Annotated in this window: 17 protein-coding genes; 11 read left to right on the top strand and 6 right to left on the bottom strand. The window is 42.4% G+C overall.

Features of this window, described 5'->3' with window-relative positions:
• Positions 1 to 7: 7 nt before the first annotated feature.
• From aat to DIU38_RS24800, 3 genes are read right to left on the bottom strand one after another with little or no spacing between them, the layout of a single operon-like run.
• Positions 8 to 646 (bottom strand): leucyl/phenylalanyl-tRNA--protein transferase, encoded by a 639-nt coding sequence (gene aat / locus DIU38_RS24810; RefSeq protein ID WP_112657037.1) that lies wholly within the window; start codon positions 644 to 646, stop codon positions 8 to 10.
• 11 nt (positions 647 to 657) lie between these two features.
• Complete coding sequence (locus tag DIU38_RS24805; RefSeq protein WP_112657039.1) at positions 658 to 2,592, bottom strand: DUF3857 domain-containing protein; 1,935 nt, start codon at positions 2,590 to 2,592, stop codon at positions 658 to 660.
• An 8-nt stretch (positions 2,593 to 2,600) separates the two neighbouring features.
• Positions 2,601 to 4,583 (bottom strand): DUF3857 domain-containing protein, encoded by a 1,983-nt coding sequence (locus tag DIU38_RS24800; RefSeq protein WP_112657041.1) that lies wholly within the window; start codon positions 4,581 to 4,583, stop codon positions 2,601 to 2,603.
• 205 nt (positions 4,584 to 4,788) lie between these two features.
• On the opposite strand from DIU38_RS24800, the gene hflX reads away from it, so the two are divergent.
• Positions 4,789 to 5,973: a GTPase HflX gene (gene hflX / locus DIU38_RS24795; RefSeq protein ID WP_112657043.1), complete on the top strand. Its 1,185-nt coding sequence runs from the start codon at positions 4,789 to 4,791 to the stop codon at positions 5,971 to 5,973.
• Between the two features lie 82 nt (positions 5,974 to 6,055).
• Here the strand turns inward: hflX and DIU38_RS24790 are convergent, their stop codons facing one another.
• Positions 6,056 to 6,958, bottom strand: a complete 903-nt coding sequence (locus tag DIU38_RS24790) for a menaquinone biosynthesis family protein (protein WP_112657045.1) — start codon at positions 6,956 to 6,958, stop codon at positions 6,056 to 6,058.
• 10 nt (positions 6,959 to 6,968) lie between these two features.
• Positions 6,969 to 7,589, bottom strand: coding sequence for a futalosine hydrolase (gene mqnB, locus DIU38_RS24785; RefSeq protein ID WP_112657047.1), 621 nt, complete (start codon positions 7,587 to 7,589; stop codon positions 6,969 to 6,971).
• 76 nt (positions 7,590 to 7,665) lie between these two features.
• Between mqnB and DIU38_RS24780 the strand changes: the two genes are divergently transcribed.
• From DIU38_RS24780 to DIU38_RS24750, 7 genes are all read left to right on the top strand, one after another.
• Entirely contained in the window at positions 7,666 to 8,082 is a 417-nt protein-coding gene (locus DIU38_RS24780) for a 6-pyruvoyl trahydropterin synthase family protein (protein ID WP_090534603.1), read from the top strand.
• Positions 8,083 to 8,091: 9 nt separating this feature from the next.
• A complete protein-coding gene (gene folE, locus DIU38_RS24775; protein ID WP_112657049.1) occupies positions 8,092 to 8,733 on the top strand; it encodes a GTP cyclohydrolase I FolE in 642 nt (213 codons plus the stop codon).
• 119 nt (positions 8,734 to 8,852) lie between these two features.
• Positions 8,853 to 9,740, top strand: coding sequence for an ACP S-malonyltransferase (gene fabD / locus DIU38_RS24770; RefSeq protein ID WP_112657051.1), 888 nt, complete (start codon positions 8,853 to 8,855; stop codon positions 9,738 to 9,740).
• A gap of 83 nt (positions 9,741 to 9,823) precedes the next feature.
• A complete protein-coding gene (locus tag DIU38_RS24765) occupies positions 9,824 to 13,558 on the top strand; it encodes an ATP-binding protein (protein WP_146750298.1) in 3,735 nt (1,244 codons plus the stop codon).
• A gap of 70 nt (positions 13,559 to 13,628) precedes the next feature.
• On the top strand, positions 13,629 to 14,384 hold the full coding sequence (locus tag DIU38_RS24760) for a helix-turn-helix domain-containing protein (RefSeq protein ID WP_112657061.1): 756 nt from the start codon (positions 13,629 to 13,631) through the stop codon (positions 14,382 to 14,384).
• Positions 14,385 to 14,414: 30 nt separating this feature from the next.
• Complete coding sequence (locus DIU38_RS24755; RefSeq protein ID WP_112657055.1) at positions 14,415 to 15,572, top strand: FAD-dependent oxidoreductase; 1,158 nt, start codon at positions 14,415 to 14,417, stop codon at positions 15,570 to 15,572.
• 591 nt (positions 15,573 to 16,163) lie between these two features.
• Positions 16,164 to 16,664, top strand: a complete 501-nt coding sequence (locus DIU38_RS24750) for a hypothetical protein (protein ID WP_149354175.1) — start codon at positions 16,164 to 16,166, stop codon at positions 16,662 to 16,664.
• Positions 16,665 to 16,955: 291 nt separating this feature from the next.
• On the opposite strand, the gene DIU38_RS24745 is transcribed toward DIU38_RS24750, so the two are convergent.
• A complete protein-coding gene (locus DIU38_RS24745) occupies positions 16,956 to 17,822 on the bottom strand; it encodes an NmrA family NAD(P)-binding protein (protein ID WP_167516276.1) in 867 nt (288 codons plus the stop codon).
• Positions 17,823 to 17,996: 174 nt separating this feature from the next.
• Between DIU38_RS24745 and DIU38_RS24740 the strand changes: the two genes are divergently transcribed.
• From DIU38_RS24740 to DIU38_RS24730, 3 genes are all read left to right on the top strand, one after another.
• Positions 17,997 to 18,470 carry an SgcJ/EcaC family oxidoreductase gene (locus DIU38_RS24740; protein WP_167516275.1) on the top strand — a complete coding sequence of 158 codons (474 nt, stop codon included), beginning with the start codon at positions 17,997 to 17,999 and terminating at the stop codon, positions 18,468 to 18,470.
• A 112-nt stretch (positions 18,471 to 18,582) separates the two neighbouring features.
• Positions 18,583 to 21,504, top strand: coding sequence for a response regulator (locus tag DIU38_RS24735; RefSeq protein ID WP_112653014.1), 2,922 nt, complete (start codon positions 18,583 to 18,585; stop codon positions 21,502 to 21,504).
• Positions 21,505 to 22,078: 574 nt separating this feature from the next.
• Positions 22,079 to 23,770, top strand: a complete 1,692-nt coding sequence (locus DIU38_RS24730) for a serine hydrolase domain-containing protein (RefSeq protein WP_112653013.1) — start codon at positions 22,079 to 22,081, stop codon at positions 23,768 to 23,770.
• The last annotated feature ends 258 nt before the right edge of the window (positions 23,771 to 24,028 follow it).

Raw genomic sequence — 24,028 nt, 5'->3', positions numbered from 1 at the left:
TAATTAATCAAACTAAATTATTTAGCAATACATCCATATATTGCTCCCGGCTTATCATCCTTGCTCCAAGCGATTCGAGATGACCCGTATGTACCTGGCAATCGATAAGCTTGTAAATCCCTGTATTGCAAAGATAGATGAGCGCTGTTTTTGAAGCGTTGCTGACGCGGCTAAACATACTCTCACCACAAAAAACATCTCCTACGTGTACACCGTAAAGGCCACCGACCAGCTTGTCATCCTGCCACACCTCAACAGAGTGGGCATAGCCTTCCAAATGCAGGCGATTGTATGCAGTTATCATATCGGGCACAATCCAGGTGCCATCCTGCCCTTCACGCGGAGCGGTTGAACAGGCTGTTATGACATCGTTAAAGCAGGTATCAACAGTAACCTTCAGTTTGCCGGAACGTAATACCTGCCGCATGGATTTGGATACTTTCAACTCATCAGGAAATAAAACAAACCGCTCGTGCGGCGAATACCACAGGATTGGCGTATCATCACTATACCAGGGGAAAATGCCGTTTTGATAGGCCAGCAACAAACGGTCTGTGCTCAGATCACCGCCAACAGCCAAAAGCCCGTCTGGTTCGGCCAGATCGGGCTTTGGGAATATTAAACGTTCGTCGAGCCTGAATATCATCAGGCGCAAATTTATGCTTTACGGCGGATCACCAGCTTTTTATTTTGGGCTTTGGCTATAGCATCCAGATAAACCTGCAATTCGGTATATTTGGCGGCGGGGATAACATGGTTTTTTAAATTGAATTTGGTTGTGCTTACTACTTGATTTTTAGCTGCATCATAAACATACTTAACATCATAAGTACCGTAAGTAAATTTAAGGCTTTGATCGGTTGGCAGGGCGTCAATTTCAAAGCCGGCAGGCAGATCGATAGTAGTAACGCATGTTTTTAACATGGGGATTTCAAAGAAGAAATCGCTTTTTCGTTTTTCAAGTATGGGTACGGTTGTTTTCCACAGATCAAAAACACGGGGTTTGTAAAACTGCTTGTTGCCCGCCGATACATCGCAAAATTTATCGTACTCCAGCTCAATGTCCAGTTCTTTTATGCCGTCTTTATCTGTTGATGGCTTGAACTCAAAAAGTGATGGCTGCTTCATGTTCAGCATCTTAATCAGTACTTGTTTTTGCTCGTCGGTTTTTAAGGCGGCTATACCCAGGTAATCATCGCGGTATTCACCTGTGCTTAAAATTTTAAGTGTTGCCTTTGCGCCGCCATCCGCGTCAAGTACCACATGTGCTTCGCTATTAAATTGGTTATCAATATCTGTACTGCGCGGCGTTTTAACCAGTTTGCCTCCATCTTCAGTTACCAGCAGGGCGTACCTGTTTTCGGTAAACGGCCCGAGCTTGCCAAAAGGCTTTTGCATATTGGTACACTCAAGCCAGGTAGTATCACCTTTAAAAGGTACACATAAAATAATGTGATTAAAGGGATCGCTTGGAAATGCAGGATCAGCGGGCTCTTCGTTTGAGCCTGCGTTTATTATGGCATAATACGATGGAATATCAGCTGCCTTTAATAAGGCATACATGTAGTTTGATAAGGCCTTGCAATCGCCATACTTTTTCTGGTCGACAAATGTAGCCGGGAATGGCTTTAAACCCCCAATGCCGAGCTGGATACTTACATAACGCATGTTTTGCTGCATGTATTGGTATAAAAACCGGGCTTTTTCTTTGCCTGTTTTAAAGTCGGCCGTCATTTTTTTAACCTCGGCTATCCGCTCCGGACTAAGCGAGCATACGTCTGCATTGAGGGCCTGCAGCCATTTACCAAAATTTTGCCAGGTGCTGATATCGCCGGGAATACCACCAAACTGGAATGAGTTTGCTGCAAACATGATCCGCGGCATAACCTGCCATGATTCGGCGTCGTCTTCGGGCTTTATAGCTTTTAAATTTTTTACATGCCAGGTGTACTTTTCAAACTCTCCGGCGGGTGTTTTTTCGGGCTTGATGGTGGTATTCTTATTCATGTACCTGAAGCCTACCGAAGGATTGACCAGGACAGTATACTCCGCGTTTTGGACTGCCCGCTCGGGCCGTTGAATTTCCCATTCGCCCAAATCGAGATAGCTGTTCATGTCCTCCTCAAAAATTACCTCAATAGTAGTTGGATATGCAGATATCGGATGTTTCATGGCCAGCATCCGGTCGTCCGTTACAATCGAGATCCCATCGGTAGCGGCGTAATCATAAAAATCGCTCTTGTGATATTTTTTTATCATTGTTCCATCAGCGTTGTAAACCAGCATTTGCACGTTATCAACACTGCTGAATTTTTTATCGTAACCCAGGCCAAGTTGAGCAGCGGCATCACCTTTTTCATTTAAAACAGTAATGATGGCGTGATGCTTTAGCGTCATTTTACCAGCTGCTTTTACGGTAACCTCGTCTGAAGAATACCGCACAACCGAATTTGCTTCTCCCTTTAATGAATCGGGGATGGTTGATGCTATATAAAATTCTTTCGGGAGATTTTTATCCTGTCCATAGCTCTTGATTGATAAAATGACAATGCCTGCAATAGTTAGCAGCCTGTAAAAGTATATAGTGCTCATGTTATCGATCAGGCTTTTTTAAGTACTATCTGCTCAGTAAGCATATCCTGCATTTGTTTGTAGAACTCTCTCAGCTCAGGATAACTTTCTTTTTCGTAAAAAGCCTTTTCGTATGATATAACATATCGCACTACAATCATTCCGTCCTGTTCGGCAATAAAACGTTTAAGGCTTATGCTTTGATCGGGCATAACCATGCGGATGCTTTTAGGCAGTGCATCAATTTTATAACCTGCCGGAATTTTGTAGGTGCCGTTTATCTCATACCTGTTACGGTGCCCAAAGTCAATATCAGTAGCGCGCTTTTCGCTTAGGAACGGGTTGGTACGTATGGGGGTAAAAAGGTTGGGGTTAAAATAAATATATGTTCCGTCGGAACCGGTGAGCTCCAGGTCAAAAGCTATATTTTGTACCAGTGGCAGGGTATCTGACTCCATATCCCTCATTTTTAATGATGATATTTTAAGGTTGTTGTCGTTGGCCTTTATATAGTCGATATATTTTTTTTCACCATCGGTTTTATAACGTTCAACACTGCTTATTTTGTGGTAGCTGAAGCTGCTGATATCTGCAGTTCCGGTCATTTTGCTGTCCGCCTTAATGTCGGCATTGATCATAACCACCTGCCTGGCCGGGCTTTCTTTTGTAATATAAAGCATATCATAAGTGTTGGCCTGCTTATCAATATACAAACCCGATGAATTCAGTAATATATCGGGTGTTTCATTATATAAATTGTATTTGTTTGTAGCATCAAGTATATACTCTTTTGTGCTATCAACAGGAATGTAAACCACTGCACGGTTAAACTGCGAAAGCGAAGTATTGAAGCGGTTCACTTTTCCGTGTTCGCGGGTGCTCACGATCATAGGGTAGATTTCCTTAATGCCCGATTGTTTAAGCAGGTGGTATAAAATAATATTAACCTCGGCCGAGTTGCCGGTTTTCTTTTCCCATGCCCGGTAAGTACCATCATTGGTATACCAGCGGTCAACACCATCCCATTTCATGAGGTTTTTTACCTGGTTAAAAACGTAAGCTATTTTTTCATCATCAGTTTTAAAGGTTTTGGCTTTGGTGATAATAGGCTCTTCATCTTTTAACTTGCGTTTTAACTGGCCGCCAAAATCGTCATCATCAGCAATAATGCCGCCCACCTTAGCCCAGGTATCTGAATATGATTTATAAAAACCATAACTTGATTTTACAGAAGTAAGGTTAAACTGTAACGACATGATATTGTCTGTATAAGAGCGCATGTAAGGCTCATCATGCAGCGAAGGGATGTTTTCCATAACCCTAAAATCTTTTTCATCATTATATGATAAAGGATTTGTGCCGGGCATGGTGCGGGCTTCTGAATCATGGGTTGCTTTTGAATAAGGCATCCAAACGTGGTTCACCGTGCGGAAATACAAAAGATCGGGAATAGATGTATCCAACTCGCTGTACCGCACCGGTATTTTTTGCTGAAAATCCCACGACGGGAAATTGCTTATCGAAACAGTATGATATTTATACTTGTATTCAATTACCGACCCCGCTTTAACATTGGGCATTGAAAATACAATGGCATTGCGTACCTTATCAATGGTTTGGGTATAGATAAGTTTTTTATCCAGTTTGGTTATTTCGGGCTTTCCGTTAACCAGGTTAATGGTTTCAGCTTGCACATCGGTAATATATTCCAGCCGGTTACCGCCATAATATTCAATACGGATGTTGGCTTCATCTTTACCATTATCGTTAAAAATCTTGATCCTTTTGTGATACTCGCCGCTAATGTCAAACGAACTATCGTAATAAACATCGCCTTTGTTAAAAAGGACTTCGGCATTGGCATCGGGCTCAAAATCGCATTTGGTCATCTCAAGGTCGGCAATTTCAATTTTGCCAAAGGGTAAAACTTTAGAAGGGGTCTCGGTTTTTTTTTGAGCGTTTACCGGTAACGCAAATAGGGCTGCTCCAAGCAGCAGTAAGAGCCTGTTCATCGTGATGAGGTTTAATCAAATCAAAAATAACAATTGTCGGAATATTTAAAAGCAAATTTTTTTAGTCATTTTAATTTAATTTTTTAATGAAAGCTCGTGTCATGAATTTATTCCCGCTTATGTTATTTTGACATTAAAATTTTATTTCATAGCCCCGTTTACGTACATTTATTTAATTGGCACTTTGATTGATATACTGTAATTAATGAAGCAAAAATTTTATGATACTGCTGTGAAGCAGGAAAAAGCGGTACTTGTGGGTGTAATAACCCCCAACGAAACCGACGAGATTGAGAAGGAACACCTGGAAGAGCTCGAGTTTTTGGCCAGCACCGCGGGAGCGTTAACGGTGAGCCATTTCACTCAAAAACTACAGCGCCCGGACAGGGCAACTTTTGTTGGCTCAGGTAAGCTGGAAGATATTAAAGCCTACGTTAAAGAAGAAGAAATTGATATAGTTATTTTTGATGATGGCCTTTCGCCATCGCAATTGCGTAATATTGAGAACGAACTGCAGGTAAAGATCCTGGACAGGAATAACCTGATCCTGGATATTTTTGCAAGCCGTGCCCAAACAGCGCAGGCCAAAACCCAGGTTGAACTGGCGCAATTGCAATACCTGCTGCCCCGCCTTACCCGCCTCTGGACCCACCTGGAGCGCCAGAAGGGTGGTATTGGTATGCGCGGCCCGGGTGAGTCGCAAATTGAAACCGACCGTCGTTTGATCCTGAATAAAATCTCCTTACTAAAGGATAAGCTAAGGCAGATAGATAAACAGAACGAAACACAACGCAAAAACCGCCATCAGCTGGTGCGTACCGCACTGGTGGGATACACCAACGTAGGTAAATCAACTATCATGAATATGATAGCCAAATCGGAAGTGTTTGCGGAGAATAAGCTGTTTGCCACACTGGATACTACCGTAAGGAAAGTCGTGATTGAGAACCTGCCCTTCCTGATGTCGGACACGGTAGGGTTTATCCGTAAGTTACCGCACCATCTGGTTGAATGTTTTAAATCGACGCTTGACGAAACCCGCGAAGCCGATATCCTGATCCATGTAGTGGATATTTCGCACCCCAATTTTGAAGATCAGATCCGTACGGTTAATGAAACCCTCAAAGATATCGGCGCTATTGATAAACGCATTATTACTGTATTTAACAAAATAGATGCCTTTAAACCCGAAGATCACCAGGTGCCGCAACAGGAAGAACCATTGACACTGGAAGACTTTAAACAAAGCTGGATGGCCAAAAACAATGCTCCTGCCATATTTATCTCCGCAACTAAAAAGGAAAATGTGGAGGAGTTTAGGGCCTTACTTTATAAAGAAGTGAAGGCTATACATACTGAAAGGTATCCGTATGACGCTTTGTTGTATTGATAACTGATTGAAAATAATATAAACAAAAGAGGGACGCATTTTGGTGAGTCCCTCTTTTGTTTTTGGAAGCAATGCAGTTAGACTAATCAGTCAAAAATATCCCCTGCTTCACCTCCGGTATAATACCCTTCTCCAAAGCAGTATCAAACATCAGGTTAATCGCTTTTCGGCCTTCCTCGCCTAACTCAACTGAGTATCGATTTACATAAAGTTCAATGTGCTTATACATCACCTCTTCGCTCATTTCCTGTGCATGCTTACGGATGAACTCTAAGCCAGATTTGGGATTGGCAAAAGCAAACTCCACTGATTTACGCAGCACCCGGTTAATTTTATGCTGAACATCAAGGGGTAAATTACGGTTGGCTACAATGCCCCCAAGCGGTATAGCGCAACCTGTACGTTTTTCCCAGTAATCGCCAAGGTCGATTAATTTAGCCAGTCCCCTGTCCTTATAAGTAAACCTGTTTTCGTGGATGATCAATCCAAAATCAATGGTTCCGTTTAGTACAGAATTTTCTATTTCAGAAAAAACAATTTCTGTTTTGTTATTCGCTTCCGGAAACGCGAGGCTTAGTAAGAAATTGGCGGTTGTATATTTTCCAGGGATCCCAATTTTGGATTTAGAAACAATAGGCACTAAATCAACTTTTTCACTTGTGCCCGATTCTCCCTTAAATATTTCTTTATCCTCATCATTTACAAAGCGCGTTATCGGTGGGTTGAAAATAAGCATAGGCCCAACCCCAAAACCCAGCGCGCTGCCCGAGTCAAGCAGTACATACTTGTCAGTTACATAGGCAAAAGCATGGTAACTTAACTTGGTAATGTCCAATTCGCCACGAAAAGCTTTTTGGTTAAGCGTTTCCACATCATCATAAAATACTTCAAACTCCAGGCCTTCGGTGTCAATTTTATGATGGATGAGGGCATCAAAAATAAATGTATCGTTAGGGCAGGGCGAAAATCCGAGCGTTAGTTTCATGCGGGTAGTATTAACTGTTAATGATCTGGTTCACCAGGTCGATGGCAAATGTATTCAGATTTTTAATGGCCAGCCCAATGTTCCAGGCCTCACGATTACGTTTCTCAACATAATTTGACACTGCCCTGATTTGCATGCCAGGTACGTTCATCTGCCGGCAGGCGTAAAAAAAAGCCGCGCCTTCCATGCTTTCCAATTGCGGGTGTAACCGTTGCTGTAATTTTTGGATGGATGGTTCGTGGCCGTGCACCGTATTAACGGTTATAGCCTTTGCCTTTTTCAAAAAAAAGTTTGGATAAACCTGCTCAAGCGATGTTGTGGGCAAAAAAACGCTCTCGCCAAAGCCAAGCGTATCAATGGGGATAAAAGCTTCGTCATCCTGTGCGCCAAGCTCAGCAAAGGTATCTTCGGTTATTTCCAGCACATCGCCTAAATGGAAATTACGGTCGAAGCTGCCTGCTATGCCCAAATTAAGCACGAGGTCGTAAGTATGGTTGGCTAATTGCCGGGCCATGCCAAAGGCTGTTGGTACCATGCCTGCACCGGTTATCAGTACATCAACCTTATTGCCCAATTGATTTACGAGGGGGGCAACCTCAAATTTGGTAGCTGCAACAATGAGTATAAGCATATTGCATTATTTTGACGGCTAATATAAAACAACTACCCTGTTTTTGTTTTGTATATTTGCACCCACTTTTGTTATGATGATACATATAACGCGCAAGGAACATTTTAATGCCGCTCACCGGATGTACCGTGAGGAATGGAGCGCTGAAAAAAACTTTGAGGTGTTTGGCAAATGCGCCAACCCCAACTGGCATGGTCACAATTACAACCTGTTTGTAACTGTAAAGGGCGAAGTCACGCACGCTACCGGTTATCTTATCGATTTAAAAGAGCTTAAAATTATAATCAACGAGTATGTTATTGAAAAACTTGACCATAAAAACATCAACAAGGATGTTGATTTTATGGCGGGCAAAATGGCATCGACCGAGTTGCTCTGCATTGAGATCTTTAACCAGTTAAAAGGACCTATAGAAGCTTATGAGGGTGTGTTTTTACATTCGGTTAAGCTTTACGAAACTGAAAATAATTCTGCCGAGTATTTTGGCGGTTAATTTTATAAAATGAGCGATTCACAATTTAGCCAGGATACCGACGATGACGACTTCGGCGGATACATCAAAATAGATCGTTATAACCAGGACCGGATTGATAGTTTGAAAGATAACTACCGTAACGTACTAAAGCAATTAGGCGAAGATGCTGCACGCGAGGGTTTGTTAAAAACCCCCGAACGCGTTGCCAAAGCCATGCTTTATTTAACCCACGGTTACGAGCTTAATGCCGAAGAGATCCTGAACTCGGCCAAATTCAGGGAAGATTACAGCCAGATGGTGGTAGTAAAAGACATTGAAGTTTATTCGATGTGCGAGCACCATATGCTGCCATTTTTTGGCAAGGCGCATGTGGCTTATATCCCTAACGGGCATGTAGTGGGCTTAAGCAAGATCCCACGTGTGGTTGATGTTTTTGCCCGCCGTTTGCAGGTGCAGGAACGTTTAACAAACGAAATCCGCGATTGTATTCAGCAAACACTGAACCCTGTAGGCGTTGGTGTGGTAATTGAATGCCGCCACCTGTGCATGAGCATGCGCGGCGTACAAAAACAAAACTCGGTAACCACCACGTCGGCCTTTACCGGCGAGTTCCTGAAAGAAAAAACCAGGACCGAGTTTTTGAATTTGATAAGTTCGAAATTGAGTTAAGCCCCGTTGGGGAGAGATTAGAGGTTGGAGATCAGAGATTAGTTTTTAAAAACCTAATCAGATTCCCGCCTTTAATCGTATACAACCAATCTCTAATTAACTAACCTCTAATCTCTAAAATGAAAGCATATATTTTCCCGGGCCAGGGCGCCCAGTTTCCGGGTATGGGCAAGGACCTCTACAATCAATCAGAAAAAGCACGTGAGCTGTTTGAAAAAGCCAACGAAATCCTGGGTTTCCGCATTACTGATGTAATGTTTGAAGGCACAGCCGATGACCTGGTGCAAACCAACGTTACCCAGCCTGCTATTTACTTACATTCAACCATTTTGGCCACAGTTTTGGGTGATGATTTTAAGCCCGAAATGGTTGCGGGCCACTCCTTGGGTGAATTTTCGGCCCTGGTAGCCGCAGGCGCTTTATCATTTGAAGATGGCTTGCGTTTGGTAGCAGCACGTGCCAACGCTATGCAAAAAGCTTGTGAAATACAACCATCAACCATGGCCGCTATTTTAGGCCTGGATGATTTTACTGTAGAAGATATTTGCCAGCGCATAAGCGAGGTTGTTGTGCCTGCAAATTACAACTGCCCTGGCCAGCTGGTGATATCGGGCTCCATTGCCGGTATTGACGAGGCTTGTATTAAGATGACCGAAGCCGGTGCAAAACGTGCCCTGAAGCTCAAAGTAGGCGGAGCGTTCCATTCGCCGTTAATGGAGGCCGCGAGGGTTGAACTGGAGGCCGCGATTGTGGCTACCGAGATCAAAGCCCCCATTTGCCCCATCTATCAAAACATAGATGCCAAGCCATATACCGATCCTGAACTGATTAAACACAACCTGATAGCTCAGCTTACCGGTGCCGTTAGGTGGACACAAACCGTAATGCATATGCTTGAAGATGGTGCTACTTCGTTTACCGAAGTAGGGCCGGGTAACGTACTGCAGGGCCTTGTTAAAAAGGTTGATAAAACCGTTGAAACTGCAAGCGCCGCGTTACCGCAATAATTTTTAAAAGCCACATACAACATGTGGCTTTTATTTTTGTTATAGGCTTGTATTAAACAAAAAATCCATAGTATAGCAACATCTTGACTACTTCCGGAAAAATACGCCTATTGCTTGCCCTTTTAGGGCTTAGTTTGCTGCTTACGGCCGTTATTGTTCAAAAAACATATACGCCCGTAAATAGCCTTGTGCAGTCTGCCCGGATACTGGAAGATAATCTCCATAACAAAGAAGCGTTTATAAATAAGCAGCTTAACGGCACCGAACGTTTTAAAAAGATGATGAACCTGCGCAATAATGAGCAGGACGCTATTAATGCTATTGAAAATTTCACCACCCAAAACAGCATTTGGTTTATAACCTTAACCAATAATAAATTAAGCTTTTGGAGTGGCATAAAAGTGTTGCCCGATAGTACCAATACCATTAAAGATGGTTATTCCTTTATTAAGCAACCCAATGGGTATTATGAAACGTTTCGGAAAACGGAAGGGAATTTTTCCGTTATCTTCTTTATTCCGGTTAAGATCAATTACGCGTTCCAGAACAAATACCTTCAAAACAAATTTGCCAGGGATCTGCTCGACGATGATAACATTGACATAGCCGATTTTACAGATGTCAACGTTTATGAAGTTCATAGCAGCGATAATGATTACCTGTTTTCGGTAAAGCTTAAAAATAATGATGCCAATAATGATTTTGTTTACTATGAACTTTCATTTTGGATCCTCACCGCCATTACGCTTTGTGTACTGATGCATAATATTTGCAATTACGTGGCATCAAAGGGGTATGTGGTATTATCTATCATATTCCTTGCTTTATATATTGTGCTGTTCAGGTTTGTTAATCTGCATTATAACCTGCCCGATTTTACTTATAAGCTTAGCATTTTCAATCCGGCATTTTATGGCTCAAGCCTGGTTTATCCTTCGCTGGGCGATTTTTGTATCAATATCCTGGTCATTTTTTGGTTTGTAGCCTTTGTGTACAGGCAGCGCCGCAGGTTTTTAACCAATGTGCAAAGCAAAACTGCCGGCTATGTTATTGTGGTTATTGCTATTTTAACGCTTATAGGGGTGTCAACATCATTATTGCGTTTGTTTCATGGCCTGGTTATCAACTCAAAAATCAACTTTGATGTAAACAATGTACTCAGCTTAACGGGGTTCAGCATATTGGGGGTATTAATGCTGTGTTTTAGCTTTTTGATATTTTACCTGCTCAATGAAATCATTTTAACTATATGCCTGAAGCTTAACGTACCCCGAACGCACCAGTTATTCCTGTTTTTGGCTGGAATTATCATAGCTACCGCCGTGTTTGCCTATTTTAATGAATTTACTTTGTTTTATATGTTATGGGCACTGTTGGTACTGATAAGAGCTTATAATTTTATTTACTATAAAGAACAGCTTTTTGCCACATCGTTTTTAGGTATCGTGTTTGTTTGTGCCCTGATAGCAGCCATTAAGCTTAATCATTTTGAAGATCAGAAAGAGCACGAAACCCGGAAGGCCCTGGTACAGAAACTGGAGATCCCGGATGATGCTACGGCCGATTATATTTTTAAAAGGATAGAAAATCAAATTATAACGGATACGGCCATAGTACGTTATTTTACTAACGGCCTGCACAACGGCGATTATCTTAAAACCCGTTTCCAAAAACTGTATTTTGATGGCTACCTGTCAAAGTACGAGTTTAAAGTTCATGAATTTGATGCCAATGACGAACCTACCTCGGCAGATAAAAACTACTCGCTGAGTGTGTTTAAAGACCTTGTACTATATAGTTCATTTAAGGTATCCGACTATTTTTACCGCGAAAACGAATCATTCGGATATCAGAATTACTTTGCCATACTGCCTGTAAATACCAGTAATAAACAATTGGGCACTATTGTAATTGAGCTTAAATCAAAACCTCTGCAATTATCAGGTGCTTTCCCCGAATTATTGATTGATGGCAACATAAGCCCTGAAAATGACTTTAAAGATTATTCATACGCCTTTTATAGCGATAACAAATTGCTGAGCCAGCGCGGCACCTATGTTTACTCGCTTGATAACAGGGAGTTTAAAGGCGACCTGAAAAAATACACCGAAAAAACCACGCAAAACCACAGCACTGCCTGGTACGAAAGCTTTACAACATACAATCACCTGATATACAGGCCCAGCGAAAGAAACCTGATTGTTGTTAGCAGGGAGGAAAACTCACTTTACTATGCGGTTACTTCGCTTACCTTCTTTTTGGTGGTTATACTGATATTCAGCGCGGTTATCATCACTTTAAAATGGTCATGGGCCCGCATCAAGATCTTTAACATAGCCGAAGACGGGCTGAAGATAAACTTCAGGATAAATTTTGATAAGGTATTGTATAAAACCCGCATCCAGATCTCGATGATACTGGCCGTAGTGGTTACCCTGGTGCTTGTTGGTTTTATTACTTTTTTATCCATCAGTAACCAGTACTATACCCAGCAGGAAAAAATGATCAGGGATAAGATAACCCGTATAGCATCGGCATTTGAAAACGGCCTTTTTACCCAGTATGTTGAGCATCTCAATGAGGAGAGCCAGGTTCATTTTAATGAATTGGCCAATACTTACGCAACCGATCTTACTTTGTTTGATACCAATGGAGTTCCCTTACTAACCACTCAGCCTAAAATTTATGAAAACGGCCTCGTGGCAAAACGGATGAACGCCCGTGCATTCATCTTTTTGAGCAAATTGCAAAAAACCGAGTTTGTAAACGACGAGAAAATTGGCGAACTGAGCTATAAAGCGGCCTATGCCCCGGTAACCCTTACTGCATCAAACAAAACGGTTGCCTATATCCAGCTGCCTTATTTTAGTAATGAAGCCGATTACCGCGAGCGAATAAGCTCATTGCTTAATGTGATGATAAACGTTTATGCCATTGTTTTTATAGCAATTGGCTTGTTTGCCATCATTATAGCAAGGCAGATAACCGCGCCCTTAAACTTTATACAACAAAGCCTCAGCAAAACCATCTACGGTAAAAAGAACGAACATATCAAATGGTCGCGCGATGACGAGATCGGCGCATTGGTTAAGGAGTATAACAAAATGATATCGGCCCTTGAAAACAGTGCCCAGCGGCTGGCACAATCCGAACGCGAAAGCGCCTGGCGCGAAATGGCCAAGCAGGTTGCGCATGAAATCAAAAACCCGTTAACGCCGCTAAAACTGGGCTTACAACTGCTTGATAAATCATGGAAGGACAAAGATCCCAGGTTTGATCAAAAATTTGAACGTTTCAGCAAGTCATTTGTAGAGCAGATTGAAAGCCTGTCGTCGATAGCGTCGGAGTTTTCGGCATTTGCCAAGATGCCGGATACCCGCATTGAGCAGATCAATATTTTTGATATGTTAAACCAGGCAGTTACCATTTTTAAACAGATGGATAACGTGCAGATCACCTATCTGCAACCAGAAAGTGCGTTCATTATCAATGCCGACCGCGACCAGCTATTGCGCTGTTTTAATAACCTGTTGAAAAATGCTATTGAAGCCACCCCTCAAGACAGGAAGTGCATCATAGATATCAATTACCTGGTAACCAGCAAAAATATCCTGCTTACCATCAAAGATAACGGTAACGGGATTCCGGAAGAGATGCGTGAAAAGATCTTTGAGCCAAACTTTACCACCAAAAGCTCCGGAACGGGTTTAGGCCTTGCATTCATCAAAAACTCTATTGAAAATGCCAACGGCAAAATTTGGTTTGAAACAACTATGGGCACAGGAACCACATTTTATTTAAGTTTACCTGCTGCTTAATAGTTAAACCGCCGGTAAATCAATGATAAACTGCGGATTTACAATACAACAAAGCAAATTAACAAAAGCTATGAGCAATAACCTGGAATACAGAATTGTTAGGCCCGGTAAACCACTTTCGGATTTTGTTGATAGCTTTTGGTTTTTACGTAACCTATCGGATGCCGATAAAGATACAACAGGGTTACCCGACGGACTTATTGATATATTGCTTTTTAAATCCGCTACACAGCCTTTTAGTATTGCACAGCTTGGAGGACTAACCCAGTTTGAACAGGCCAAAGTTTCGGCCAATAGCGTAATATTCTGCATTAGCTTCAAATTGCTTGCCGTTGAGTATATTTTTGGAGAGGCCATTGCCAATATAGTAAACGGTGGCAGATTTTTACCGGAAGGCTATTGGGGGTTTACAGAAAACGATTTGCTGGATTTTGACTGCTTTGTTGAAAAAGCAACGCAAAAGATCAAATCGCTCATACCGGAAGAAATAGATGAACGTAAACGGAAATTGTTTGAACTGATTTATCTAACGAAAGGGACGATCACGGTTAAAGAGCTTTCCGGAAAAGTGTTTTGGAGCAGCCGGCAGATAAATCGCTACTTTAATCAGCAATTCGGGATCTCACTTAAAGCCTATTGCAATATTCTTCGTTTCCGCGCCTCGTTGGAGCATATTGCAGACGGCCGGCTGTTTCCGGAGGAGAACTTTTTTGACCAGAACCACTTTATCAAAGAAGTGAAGAAGTTTTCGGGCGTTGTACCCAAAGAATTATCTAAAAACAAAAACGACCGATTTATACTATTATCGGCCATCAGGCAGAAATAATTTTGCATCGTAATTAAACGATGAAAAATTATGTTATTAGATAATAAACAGGTTGCCATAGTAGGTGGCGGACCAGCGGGGTTGGCCTTAGCAAGGCTTTTACAACTTAAAGGTGCAGATGTAAAAGTATATGAACGGGATATAGACAGAAATGTACGGGTGCAGGGCGCCACGCTCGACCTGCACGAAGGCACAGGACTGGAAGCGCTGAAACGGAGCGGTTTGCTGGATAAATTTTATAAATACCACCGTCCTGTAGCAAGTAAGATGCTGCTTGTAGACAGAATGCTCGATATTGCTTTTGATGACCACAACTTTGCGACTATTACCGCAGAAACCCGCCCCGAAATAGACCGTGCGCCTTTGCGGGATATTTTATTGAACTCATTGCGGCAGGATACCGTGGTATGGGACAGCCATTTCATTTCAATGCAAAGAGAAAGAAAAGGCTGGCGTTTGTTTTTTAAAAACGGATCGAATGCCTATGCCGATCTGGTAATTGCGGCTGACGGGGCCAATTCAAAAGTGCGGCCTTATTTAAGTGATGTTGAACCGGTTTACTCAGGTATCACGCTGATTGAAGGCAATATTTACAATGCTGAAAAATACACCCCAAAACTTTTTTCCTTTGCAAGAGGAGGTAAAGTAATGGCGTTTGATGACGGACAATTTGTAGGTTATGGCACAAAAGCCGATGGCTCAATTATGTTTGTGGTGAATTTTAAAACGCCCGAAAACTGGCTGGAACAAAGCGGCATTAATTTCAATAACAGAGAGGAAGTTTTTGAATGGTTTAAGAAAGATTTTGCCAGCTGGAGCGATGAATGGCATGAGTTTTTTACAAATGATGCAGTTTGTTTCATTCCCCGCCCGCAATATTATTTCCCATTAAATCAAAGCTGGGAAACGGATGAGAGCCTTACACTGATTGGGGATGCCGCGCACCGGATGCCACCATATGCAGGCGAAGGTGCTAATGTGGCATTGCAGGATTCGTTTGAACTGGCCGAATGCTTAACCGGGAATCAATTTACTGATATCAAAGAAGCGATTGCCCATTTTGAAAAAGAAATGGTTGAAAGAGGAGCTAAAGCCACAAAAGATACGCTGGAAAATTCTGAGAGAATGTTTTCAAAAACTGGTTTAGCGCAAATGACTGAATTTTTTAATCACGTGAAGAAACAATAAGCGAGAAAGAAGGTTCATTTGCCGGTGTTTATGGCTCCAGTTACCTTATTCTTTATCAAAAGGAATAATTTGCTGTTCTGATAATTGAACTATTCTTTTATTTTACTAAAGCCGCCATAGGTCTCCCAATGTCGGCTTTTTTACTAATTTTCGTTGAAAAGCCTGAGCAGAATCAAATCTACTATAGCGTTGCTATTTAAGTTTCCTGAGTATGGTCGTGCTGTTACTACAATTGAATCAAGTCCAATATAATTAGCTTTATTAAAATTTGATAAAGCCAATCCTCTAATGGATAAATCACAATATATTGACCCCTGTTGGCCGATTTAACTTTGACCACTTTCTATTATTGTAATCAAGTAGTTAGGATTGCAGCCGAAATTGACGAAGAGCGGTCAGTCAAAATGGTTTTTCCAGATTAGCGATTATCATCAAATATGACTAACCCTTTAATAGCTACATTAAATCCTTTATAAGAGACGCTTTTTATTTAATTGTAATACAGATGATTAGATATTATAGGCAGGGGGATCGTGGAGCGGTTATTGTACTGTACCTTATGCTGAATTACAGCAAATAATCAAAAAACAAATGATCAAATTCAACAAGGCAACAACCGCATTTTGCGTGTTCGCTATGACAACCTTAGGCTTTGCGGTTTCTGCCTCTGCCCAGAAATATAAAACCGCGGCCGATACAGTTAAGTTAAATAAAGAATACGGAGAAGTGACGTTAGAAATTTCCAAATTGAACAGCAAACTGATCGCCCAGCAAAATAAGACAGCCGGTTACCAATCCAAAAGCGCTTCTACGGCACAGGATGCGGTAACCTCTGCGCAGGGGAGTAAGGAAACGGCCAGCACGGCAACTAACGGCAATGTCGGTGATGCCAAAAAAGCAATGAAGCAGGCAAGAAAGGCGAACAACCAGGCCAATGATGCCAAAGATGCAATGGATAATCAGAAAGATAACGTTAAGGACATGAAAGACCTCAATGAAAAGATTGATAGGAAGAAGCAAAAATTAGCTGACCTTGATAAACAAAGGGCGGCGATCATGGCTTTAACAGCGCCTGTTGTTAAACAGCAATAATTGTTGTCATTTAGAAAAGCGCGCTAAGACAGCGCGCTTTTTTATTAAAATTAAATGAGACTGAGATCCATCTGATCAATTGAGATATTTCTGAATCTTCTCCAAAAGAAAATCCAGATTAAAAGGCTTGGCTGGAAAAACCATTTTGACTGCCCCCTCTTCACCAATTTTATTTACATTCTTAACTATTTGATTCTGATAATTAAAGATGGTCAAGACCAAATTGGCTACAGGGGTCAATATGCTGTGGTTTATCCCGCTGCGATAAAACACAAAAAAAGGTACAGTATTTTAAGCATTATTGAACTGCAATTGCTTTTTCAGGTAGTGAAACAAGGTCGTGGGCCCATGTTGGGCGGTTGGTATTTCCGATTGCTGGCTAATGGTAAGTTTCGTCATATTAGCGAAAGATTCCGCCGCTTTTTCGGAAAAGCCGCCTTTTATCATAAAGTCTTTCCAATCAGCTTCGGGGACAGTCACTACGTTTACCGTTTTGTGCAATAGCTTACCGAATGTTTCAGCCACATCCTGATTAGAATAGGTTTCAGGGCCTTCCAGGAAGAACAGCCCGGTCTGGTCGTCAAGCATTAATTTGGCTGCAAATGCACCGATATCTGCCGGCGCGACCATGGGCAACTTAAAGTCCGCCGGAAACAAAGTGGTCAATTCTCCCTTTTCCCGCACAGCTGGTATTGCCTGGTCAAAATTGCTCATGTAATAAGCGCTGCGGATCACTGCCAGCGGGATGTCTAATTTGGCTAAGCCCTGCTCTAATTCATACAGTGCACCGAGGTCAAAAATATGATCTCCGGGCTGTGCGCCATAGGTAGAAGCGGCGACGATCTTTTTCAGTTCGGCCCCTTCAAGCGCGTTTAGGATACTGCCGATCTGTTCCCTTTCCACCGCATCGATATCTTTATCGGGAGCCGCGTTCGGGTTCAGCACAAACAGGCGCTCCGCCTGTCCGAACAGTTCTTTTAAACGGGCTGTATCCCGGATGTCTGCAACCTCATAGGCTGCCCCCTTAACAGTCCATTCGGCAGCTTTAGCCGGATCGTGGCCAATGATCATGACCTTTTGTTGTTTTTGCAGCAAAGCGGTCGAAAGCGCGGCACCGATATGGCCGGTTCCTCCTAAAATAACGTGTGTGTATTTCATAACGCTGTTAATTTCAATATTCATGCCGTAAAAAATCGTTTCATGAATAGGGCAGGTTTAGCTTTATGTAACAAAAGATAAAGGATTTGTAACATAAACATAAGTAACATCATGAAGTATCACCTTTATTTGTAGTATCCGCTATGGATGTTTGTCCACCTGTATAAAATACCTATGAAAAAGATAACAAGCCTGATACTTCTGATATGGCTATGCAGTACCAGCGTACTGGCCCTGCAGCCTGACACAGCATCGAATAACGCTGCGATACGGCAGATGATCAAAAATTATGAAGATGCATGGAATAGCCATAGCCCCGAAAAACTGGCGGCCAACTACACCTCTGATGCTACCTGGGTAAACTGGTTTGGCGCCTACTATAAAGGTCGGGATGATATTTTTAGGCATTATAAGCAGGTTCATAATACTTATTTTAAAAACACCCGGTACTATACCCGGGCTGTTGAAGATATTACCTATCTGAATCAGGACCTTGCGGTTGTACATGTACGAACAGGTCTTGCCGGCGACGAACGATATCCGGGTCAAACGTTTGAGTTTCGCCGGATGATCGTCGTGGTAAAACGGGACGGTGAATGGAAGATATTTGCGGGTCAAAACGCCAGGCTGGAAAAAGGCATTAACTAATATTAAGGCCGCTCTGTTATGAATAAAGCCCTTCAGTATCTGTATATTATAATAAATATAATATATTTTTGATTATAAAATCCCGGCAGTTTTACGCAAACTTAATCTCAACATGCATCCAGCTAAATGTACCTTCGTCTTGTTGCTTTTGCTTTTGGCTTTGTACGGTACGGCCAATGCGCAAGACACGGTAATTCTGCATCACAAAGATTTCGGCGCCTACAATGAAATATCACTGCGTGATAAACACTGGTTCTTTCATGCTGAAATAAATAACGCAAATACACCGCCTGATGCCCGTTCCGGTGGCTGGGGGGCTGTACGGTATACGGCGTTTGGCGCAGACAAACTACCCGCCGGGTGGAAAGGTATTGGCTGGTTTAATATTTGGGTAAAAGCAGGTAAGGATGTGGCAGGCCAAAAATTTGGCCTGCGCATTAATCATGACGGCGCGTCAGAAATATTTATTGATGGTGAGCCAATAGGCGGCTATGGCAAAATAGGCCATCCGGTTGAAGCAACGGAAGCCAACCGGGCACCATTAGAGATGATACCCTTTTGGTTAAAGGACAATGCGCCGCATCTGGTAACTATTCACTACGCCAACCCTTTTGGTGTATACCGTAATTTTGTAGGCTTTGAAGTGTTACTTACCAATTACGATTTGTATAGCAAGCGGATAATGCGCGCCCGGACGCTATATAATTTTGTGCCAATGTGTGCCGCCGCTGCGTTCATTCTTGGCTTGCTGCACTTTTTGCTTTTTCTGTTTTATCCGAAGCAGAAGCTGAATTTTTATTACGCATTGTTTGTTATGCTAACAGGCATCACCAGCGCGGGTATATACCTTTTTTATTTAACCGCCCATCCGCAGCTGCAATATATTGCTCATTACATGACCTATAACCTGAAGGTGTTGCTATTGTGGTGGGGCCTCATTTTGCTGTATAAGTTAGATTATGGCCAGGTACATCGATGGCGCCAGGTTACCCTGGCGTGCGTATGCTCAGCCTATTTACTTTTTTACTTTTATAAATTTTATATTTTAAAAGAAACTGATTTTCCTGATTTTTTTTCGTTAGTGTTCCTTGTTTGCAATGTGGATGGCTTTATCTGTGTATATCACCTTATACGTAAAGGCAGGCGCAAGGCGTGGTTAGTTACAACGGGGGTAATGGCAGTTTTCCTGGTTTATATTTTTTGCTGGGATGATACGTTCGGCGTATGGCCTTACGGTTATAATTCAATGCGGGTATTTGTGATGAGCGCGGGCGAACTTGTTTTACCGGTGTGCCTCTCCCTTTATCTCGCGCTCGATTATGCCGGCACAAACCAGCAATTGGCCGCGCAATTGGCCGAGGTTGAAGCATTGTCGGCTTCTGCACTGTTAAAAGAAGCTGAAAGAACCGAACAGGTTGCGGCTGAAGCCAGGAAGTTAGAAGCTATTGTACAGCAACGCACAGCCGAACTAAAAGAAAAGGCAGATAAGCTGCGTGAACTGGACGCTGTTAAATCAAGGTTTTTCGGCAATATCGCGCACGAATTCCGGACGCCGTTAACGCTCATCCTCAATCCGGTTAAGGAGCTTGCCGGCCAGACCACCGATCCATCATTGCTGCGGGATTACCGGATGATCCTGAATAATGCCGAGCGCTTGCTGAGGCTCATTAACCAGTTGCTTGATCTGAGTAAACTGGAGCAGGGATTAATGGAATTGTTGTACGAACCGCTCGATTTAAACGCATTATTATTAGGCCATGTCCAAAGTTTCGAGCCGCTTGCATTGCAAAAGGGCATCACACTGCATTTTCGGTCAAGCTATCGCGAACTTTGGGTAATGGCAGACCGGGATAAATTGGACAAGGTCATGCTGAACGTTATCGGGAATGCGGTAAAATTCACGGCGATAGGCAGGGTGGAGATTTTTCTTTATCACGATGATGGGATGCCCGGGAATCAATATGTAGTTCGCGTTCGCGATACAGGTAAAGGGATACCCAGATCAAAGCTTCCCTATATTTTCAGCCGTTTTTACCAGGCCAATTCGCCGGGCAGCCAGGCTGCAGAAGGAAGCGGTATCGGTTTGGCACTTTGTAAAGAACTGATTGAGCTAATGGGCGGCAGTATCGCTGCAAATAGCTGGGAAGGGGCATTTACCGAAGTGGTGATCCAGTTGCCTTTAGACGAAGCGGCGGGCGCTCATGAGGGTGTAGTGGAGTTTAAGGCTATGAATGCAGCCGCTGAAAGCGAAGAAGCAAAACCTGATAAAACCGAGGCCGATATGGACTTGATTTTGCTGGTAGAGGATCACCGGGAGCTCCGTGACTTTATTGAACGTCAGCTTGCAGAGCAGTACCGGGTAGTTACCGCTCCGGACGGCAAGGCGGGAATCACCATGGGTATAGAACAAATCCCGGCACTCATTATTACCGATGTGATGATGCCCGATACAGATGGTTATGAGTTGTGCGGGATATTGAAGAAAGACGAACGGACAAGCCATATCCCGGTCATCATGCTGACAGCAAAGGCTGACGTAGATAGCCGTGTAAAAGGTATTCAAACAGGAGCTGATGCTTATCTTGCCAAACCTTTTGAAAAGCGCGAACTGCTGGCGCTGATCGGGAACCTGATCGGCATGCGCAATATTTTGAAACAACATATTGCAATGCACAAGAGATGGCTGATAGAGTTGCCCAATATGCCGACGATAGAGCAGGCTTTTTTAAATAAGATAAAAGCCGCGGTTGAAAATAACCTGGATGACAACAGCTATGGGACCGATCAAATGGCTGCGGATATTGGTATGAGCAGGATTCAGCTGCATCGAAAATTAAAGGCAATAACTGGCCGGGCCCCTGGCGAACTGGTGCGCGAAATACGGCTACAGCATGCACACGATCTCCTGGCGCGCCGCACAGCCACCATTGCTGAAGTAGCCTACCAGGTCGGTTTCAGCAGTCCGGCAAGCTTTTCAGCAAGTTTTTCACGACATTTCGGTTTTTCGCCCAAGCAGGTAAATTCAGTACGTTAACTCCACTTATTAAGGGGCATGAACACTGTATGATCAGAAAAAACGAAAGCAGCCACATTACTGTAGCTGCTTCATCTTCAAGTAGCCGAAGCTAAAAGATTTCCAAACCAATTTGTTGAAGATTTGGAACATTTAAGCCGAATTGATAAGTTTTGAATGATTTTGAAAATCTTTCGGTGCAGTTATATTTAAGTCAACACACGATGGAAATATAAGCCATATTGTGTTGTTGATTTTTAGTAAATACTGACAAAGAATACCTTTAAAGCTATTTCCTAAAAAATAACTATCAATTAGTCAAGGCTAAAAAAATTAAGGGGTGGATACAGATACAAAACCACACCGTTTTATTGAAAAATCGATCGAAATAGGCGGATTTGCAAAATTATTGAGCTATTTACCACGTGAATGTTTCCCTTAATTAACCACAATACACAAATTGTTGTAACTATTTCGCAGTGAGCAGTGTCTTTTAAATATAACCCCTAATAAAAGTATTTACAACTAATTTCATTAGGTAAAACAAATCTTTAGCCAAGATTTAGTCGTAAGTTGACATTGTTTTTTGATAATCATGAACCTCAAAAACACTAAGCCTGTACTTTCAATAATTCTGTTTATCGCATTACTAACTATGCAAAAAACGGTAATGGCGCAATTCTTACCGGATAGCATTACTGTAAAAATCGATCAACTTTTTGCAAAATGGAACAATAATTACGCCCCCGGATGTGTAGCGGGGATCGTACAGGGGGATAAACTGGTGTATGCCAAAGGATTCGGTTTGGCAAACCTGGAAAACGGCGTGCCTAATACACCCCAGAGCATTTTTTACATGTGTTCTGTATCGAAGCAATTCGCAGGTTACGCAATTTCGCTGCTGGCGGGTGAAGGAAAAATAAACATCGACAACGATATACATGTGTATCTTCCCTGGATGGCTAATTTCGGCGGAAGAAAGATCACTGTCAGGAATCTTTTAAATCACACCAGCGGTATACGGGATGACATTGGGCTGGCTGAATTCTTCGGCTTGAATGCTGACGGCATACTCACACAGCAACAGGCAGTTTACCTGCTCAAAAAGCAGCATACCCTTAACTTTACACCAGGCGAGAAATTTTCTTATTCCAACTCTAACTACATTCTGTTGGCAGAGATTGTCAAAAATGTGAGCGGCAAAAGCTTTAAAGCCTACACCGATTCCGCTATCTTCAAACCGTTGGGCATGAGTTCAAGCACTTTTATTGATGACTATAGCACGGTTATTAAAAACCGCGCTTCGTCTTATGGCAAAGACAATGATATTTATCACAATGCCGTTCAAAATGTTTATACCCTGGGCGATGGTGGTCTGTTCACCAATATTGAAGATATGGCCAAATGGGTCGCTAACTTCTACCAGCCTAAAGCCGGAACATTAAAGGACATCGCCTTGATGACCACACCGGGTAAACTCAATGACGGAAAAGCGATTACCTATGCAATGGGCATTAATTCCGGGCAAGACCGAGGACATCTGCGTTTCATTCACAATGGCGGACTGGCAGGCTACCGTACTATCATTACTGTATATCCCGAACTAAAAATAGGTTTCCTGATCTTTGGTAACGATGGGGATGCAGATGTGTATAACAAGGCCAACCAGCTATCTGAAATCTTGGTCCGGGATGGCTCGGTAAAAAACAACAAAACTATTACCCCTGAAAACGCTCCTGTAATAGTGATCAAAGATTCGTTGACATTAAAGAAATGGATCGGCAATTATGTTGCACCTAACGGCTACAAGGTCGCAGTTTCTTACAGGTCCGGAAAACTCTATATTAACGGGAATGCAGAATTAGCTCCCGAATCACCCGGTTTATTTCATATGGCCGTCCGGTCATCTGTGAAATACCAGTTCACTTTTAATTTGAAAACTAAAACGGCCCAAGCCCATCTCTCAAGCCCCGTTTTGACGAAACCGATTGAAATGACACGTGTAAGGGAGATTCAGGTATCCAAATCACTTTTGACTAATTATACAGGTGCATACTTTTCTGATGAGCTGGAGTGCTCTTTTAAGATTGAGCTAAAGGAAAATGAACTATGGATCAGTAATAAAAACCATGATCCGGTAAAAATCAGGTTACTTGGCCCCGATGATCTTTTTACGGGTTATGATTTTTTGAGCCATGTACGAATTCAACGGGATGCCAGGAGTAAAATCACCGGCTTTGAACTCAACAGCGGTGAAACATCCGGGTTATTTTTCAAAAAGATTTAAGGATTCAATATTTCAATTAACAGGTTGGTTAACCACAGTGAAAAGGTAATACCATACTCATCCTTTCAGAATAAATCAGAATCAAATACTGAAGCAGGATCGAACTGGATTATATTGACTTTGAGACGAATATAAAGCTGTAGAAAAAACAGAGGCCTTGAAATATGCATTTCAAGGCCTTTTCTATCTTGTAGAAGGAAGCGGCAAAAGTTCTAACTTTCATAGCGATATCGAGGCTATCGTAGATGCAAAGAAAAT

Source organism: Mucilaginibacter metallidurans (genome assembly GCF_003286435.2).
In the GTDB taxonomy this organism is placed as follows: Bacteria; Bacteroidota; Bacteroidia; order Sphingobacteriales; family Sphingobacteriaceae; genus Mucilaginibacter; species Mucilaginibacter gossypii.
This window is presented reverse-complemented; position numbering and strand designations above follow the sequence as displayed.

Coding starts and splice junctions, on each gene's coding strand:
- fabD (WP_112657051.1), top strand. CDS start 8,853: ATGAAAGCATATATTTTCCCGGGCCAGGGCGCCCAGTTTCCGGGTATG.
- DIU38_RS24800 (WP_112657041.1), bottom strand. CDS start 4,583: ATGAACAGGCTCTTACTGCTGCTTGGAGCAGCCCTATTTGCGTTACCG.
- DIU38_RS24745 (WP_167516276.1), bottom strand. CDS start 17,822: ATGAAATACACACACGTTATTTTAGGAGGAACCGGCCATATCGGTGCC.
- DIU38_RS24755 (WP_112657055.1), top strand. CDS start 14,415: ATGTTATTAGATAATAAACAGGTTGCCATAGTAGGTGGCGGACCAGCG.
- DIU38_RS24790 (WP_112657045.1), bottom strand. CDS start 6,958: ATGAAACTAACGCTCGGATTTTCGCCCTGCCCTAACGATACATTTATT.
- DIU38_RS24750 (WP_149354175.1), top strand. CDS start 16,164: ATGATCAAATTCAACAAGGCAACAACCGCATTTTGCGTGTTCGCTATG.
- folE (WP_112657049.1), top strand. CDS start 8,092: ATGAGCGATTCACAATTTAGCCAGGATACCGACGATGACGACTTCGGC.
- aat (WP_112657037.1), bottom strand. CDS start 646: ATGATATTCAGGCTCGACGAACGTTTAATATTCCCAAAGCCCGATCTG.
- DIU38_RS24805 (WP_112657039.1), bottom strand. CDS start 2,592: ATGAGCACTATATACTTTTACAGGCTGCTAACTATTGCAGGCATTGTC.
- DIU38_RS24740 (WP_167516275.1), top strand. CDS start 17,997: ATGAAAAAGATAACAAGCCTGATACTTCTGATATGGCTATGCAGTACC.
- DIU38_RS24760 (WP_112657061.1), top strand. CDS start 13,629: ATGAGCAATAACCTGGAATACAGAATTGTTAGGCCCGGTAAACCACTT.
- DIU38_RS24730 (WP_112653013.1), top strand. CDS start 22,079: ATGAACCTCAAAAACACTAAGCCTGTACTTTCAATAATTCTGTTTATC.
- DIU38_RS24780 (WP_090534603.1), top strand. CDS start 7,666: ATGATACATATAACGCGCAAGGAACATTTTAATGCCGCTCACCGGATG.
- mqnB (WP_112657047.1), bottom strand. CDS start 7,589: ATGCTTATACTCATTGTTGCAGCTACCAAATTTGAGGTTGCCCCCCTC.
- hflX (WP_112657043.1), top strand. CDS start 4,789: ATGAAGCAAAAATTTTATGATACTGCTGTGAAGCAGGAAAAAGCGGTA.
- DIU38_RS24735 (WP_112653014.1), top strand. CDS start 18,583: ATGCATCCAGCTAAATGTACCTTCGTCTTGTTGCTTTTGCTTTTGGCT.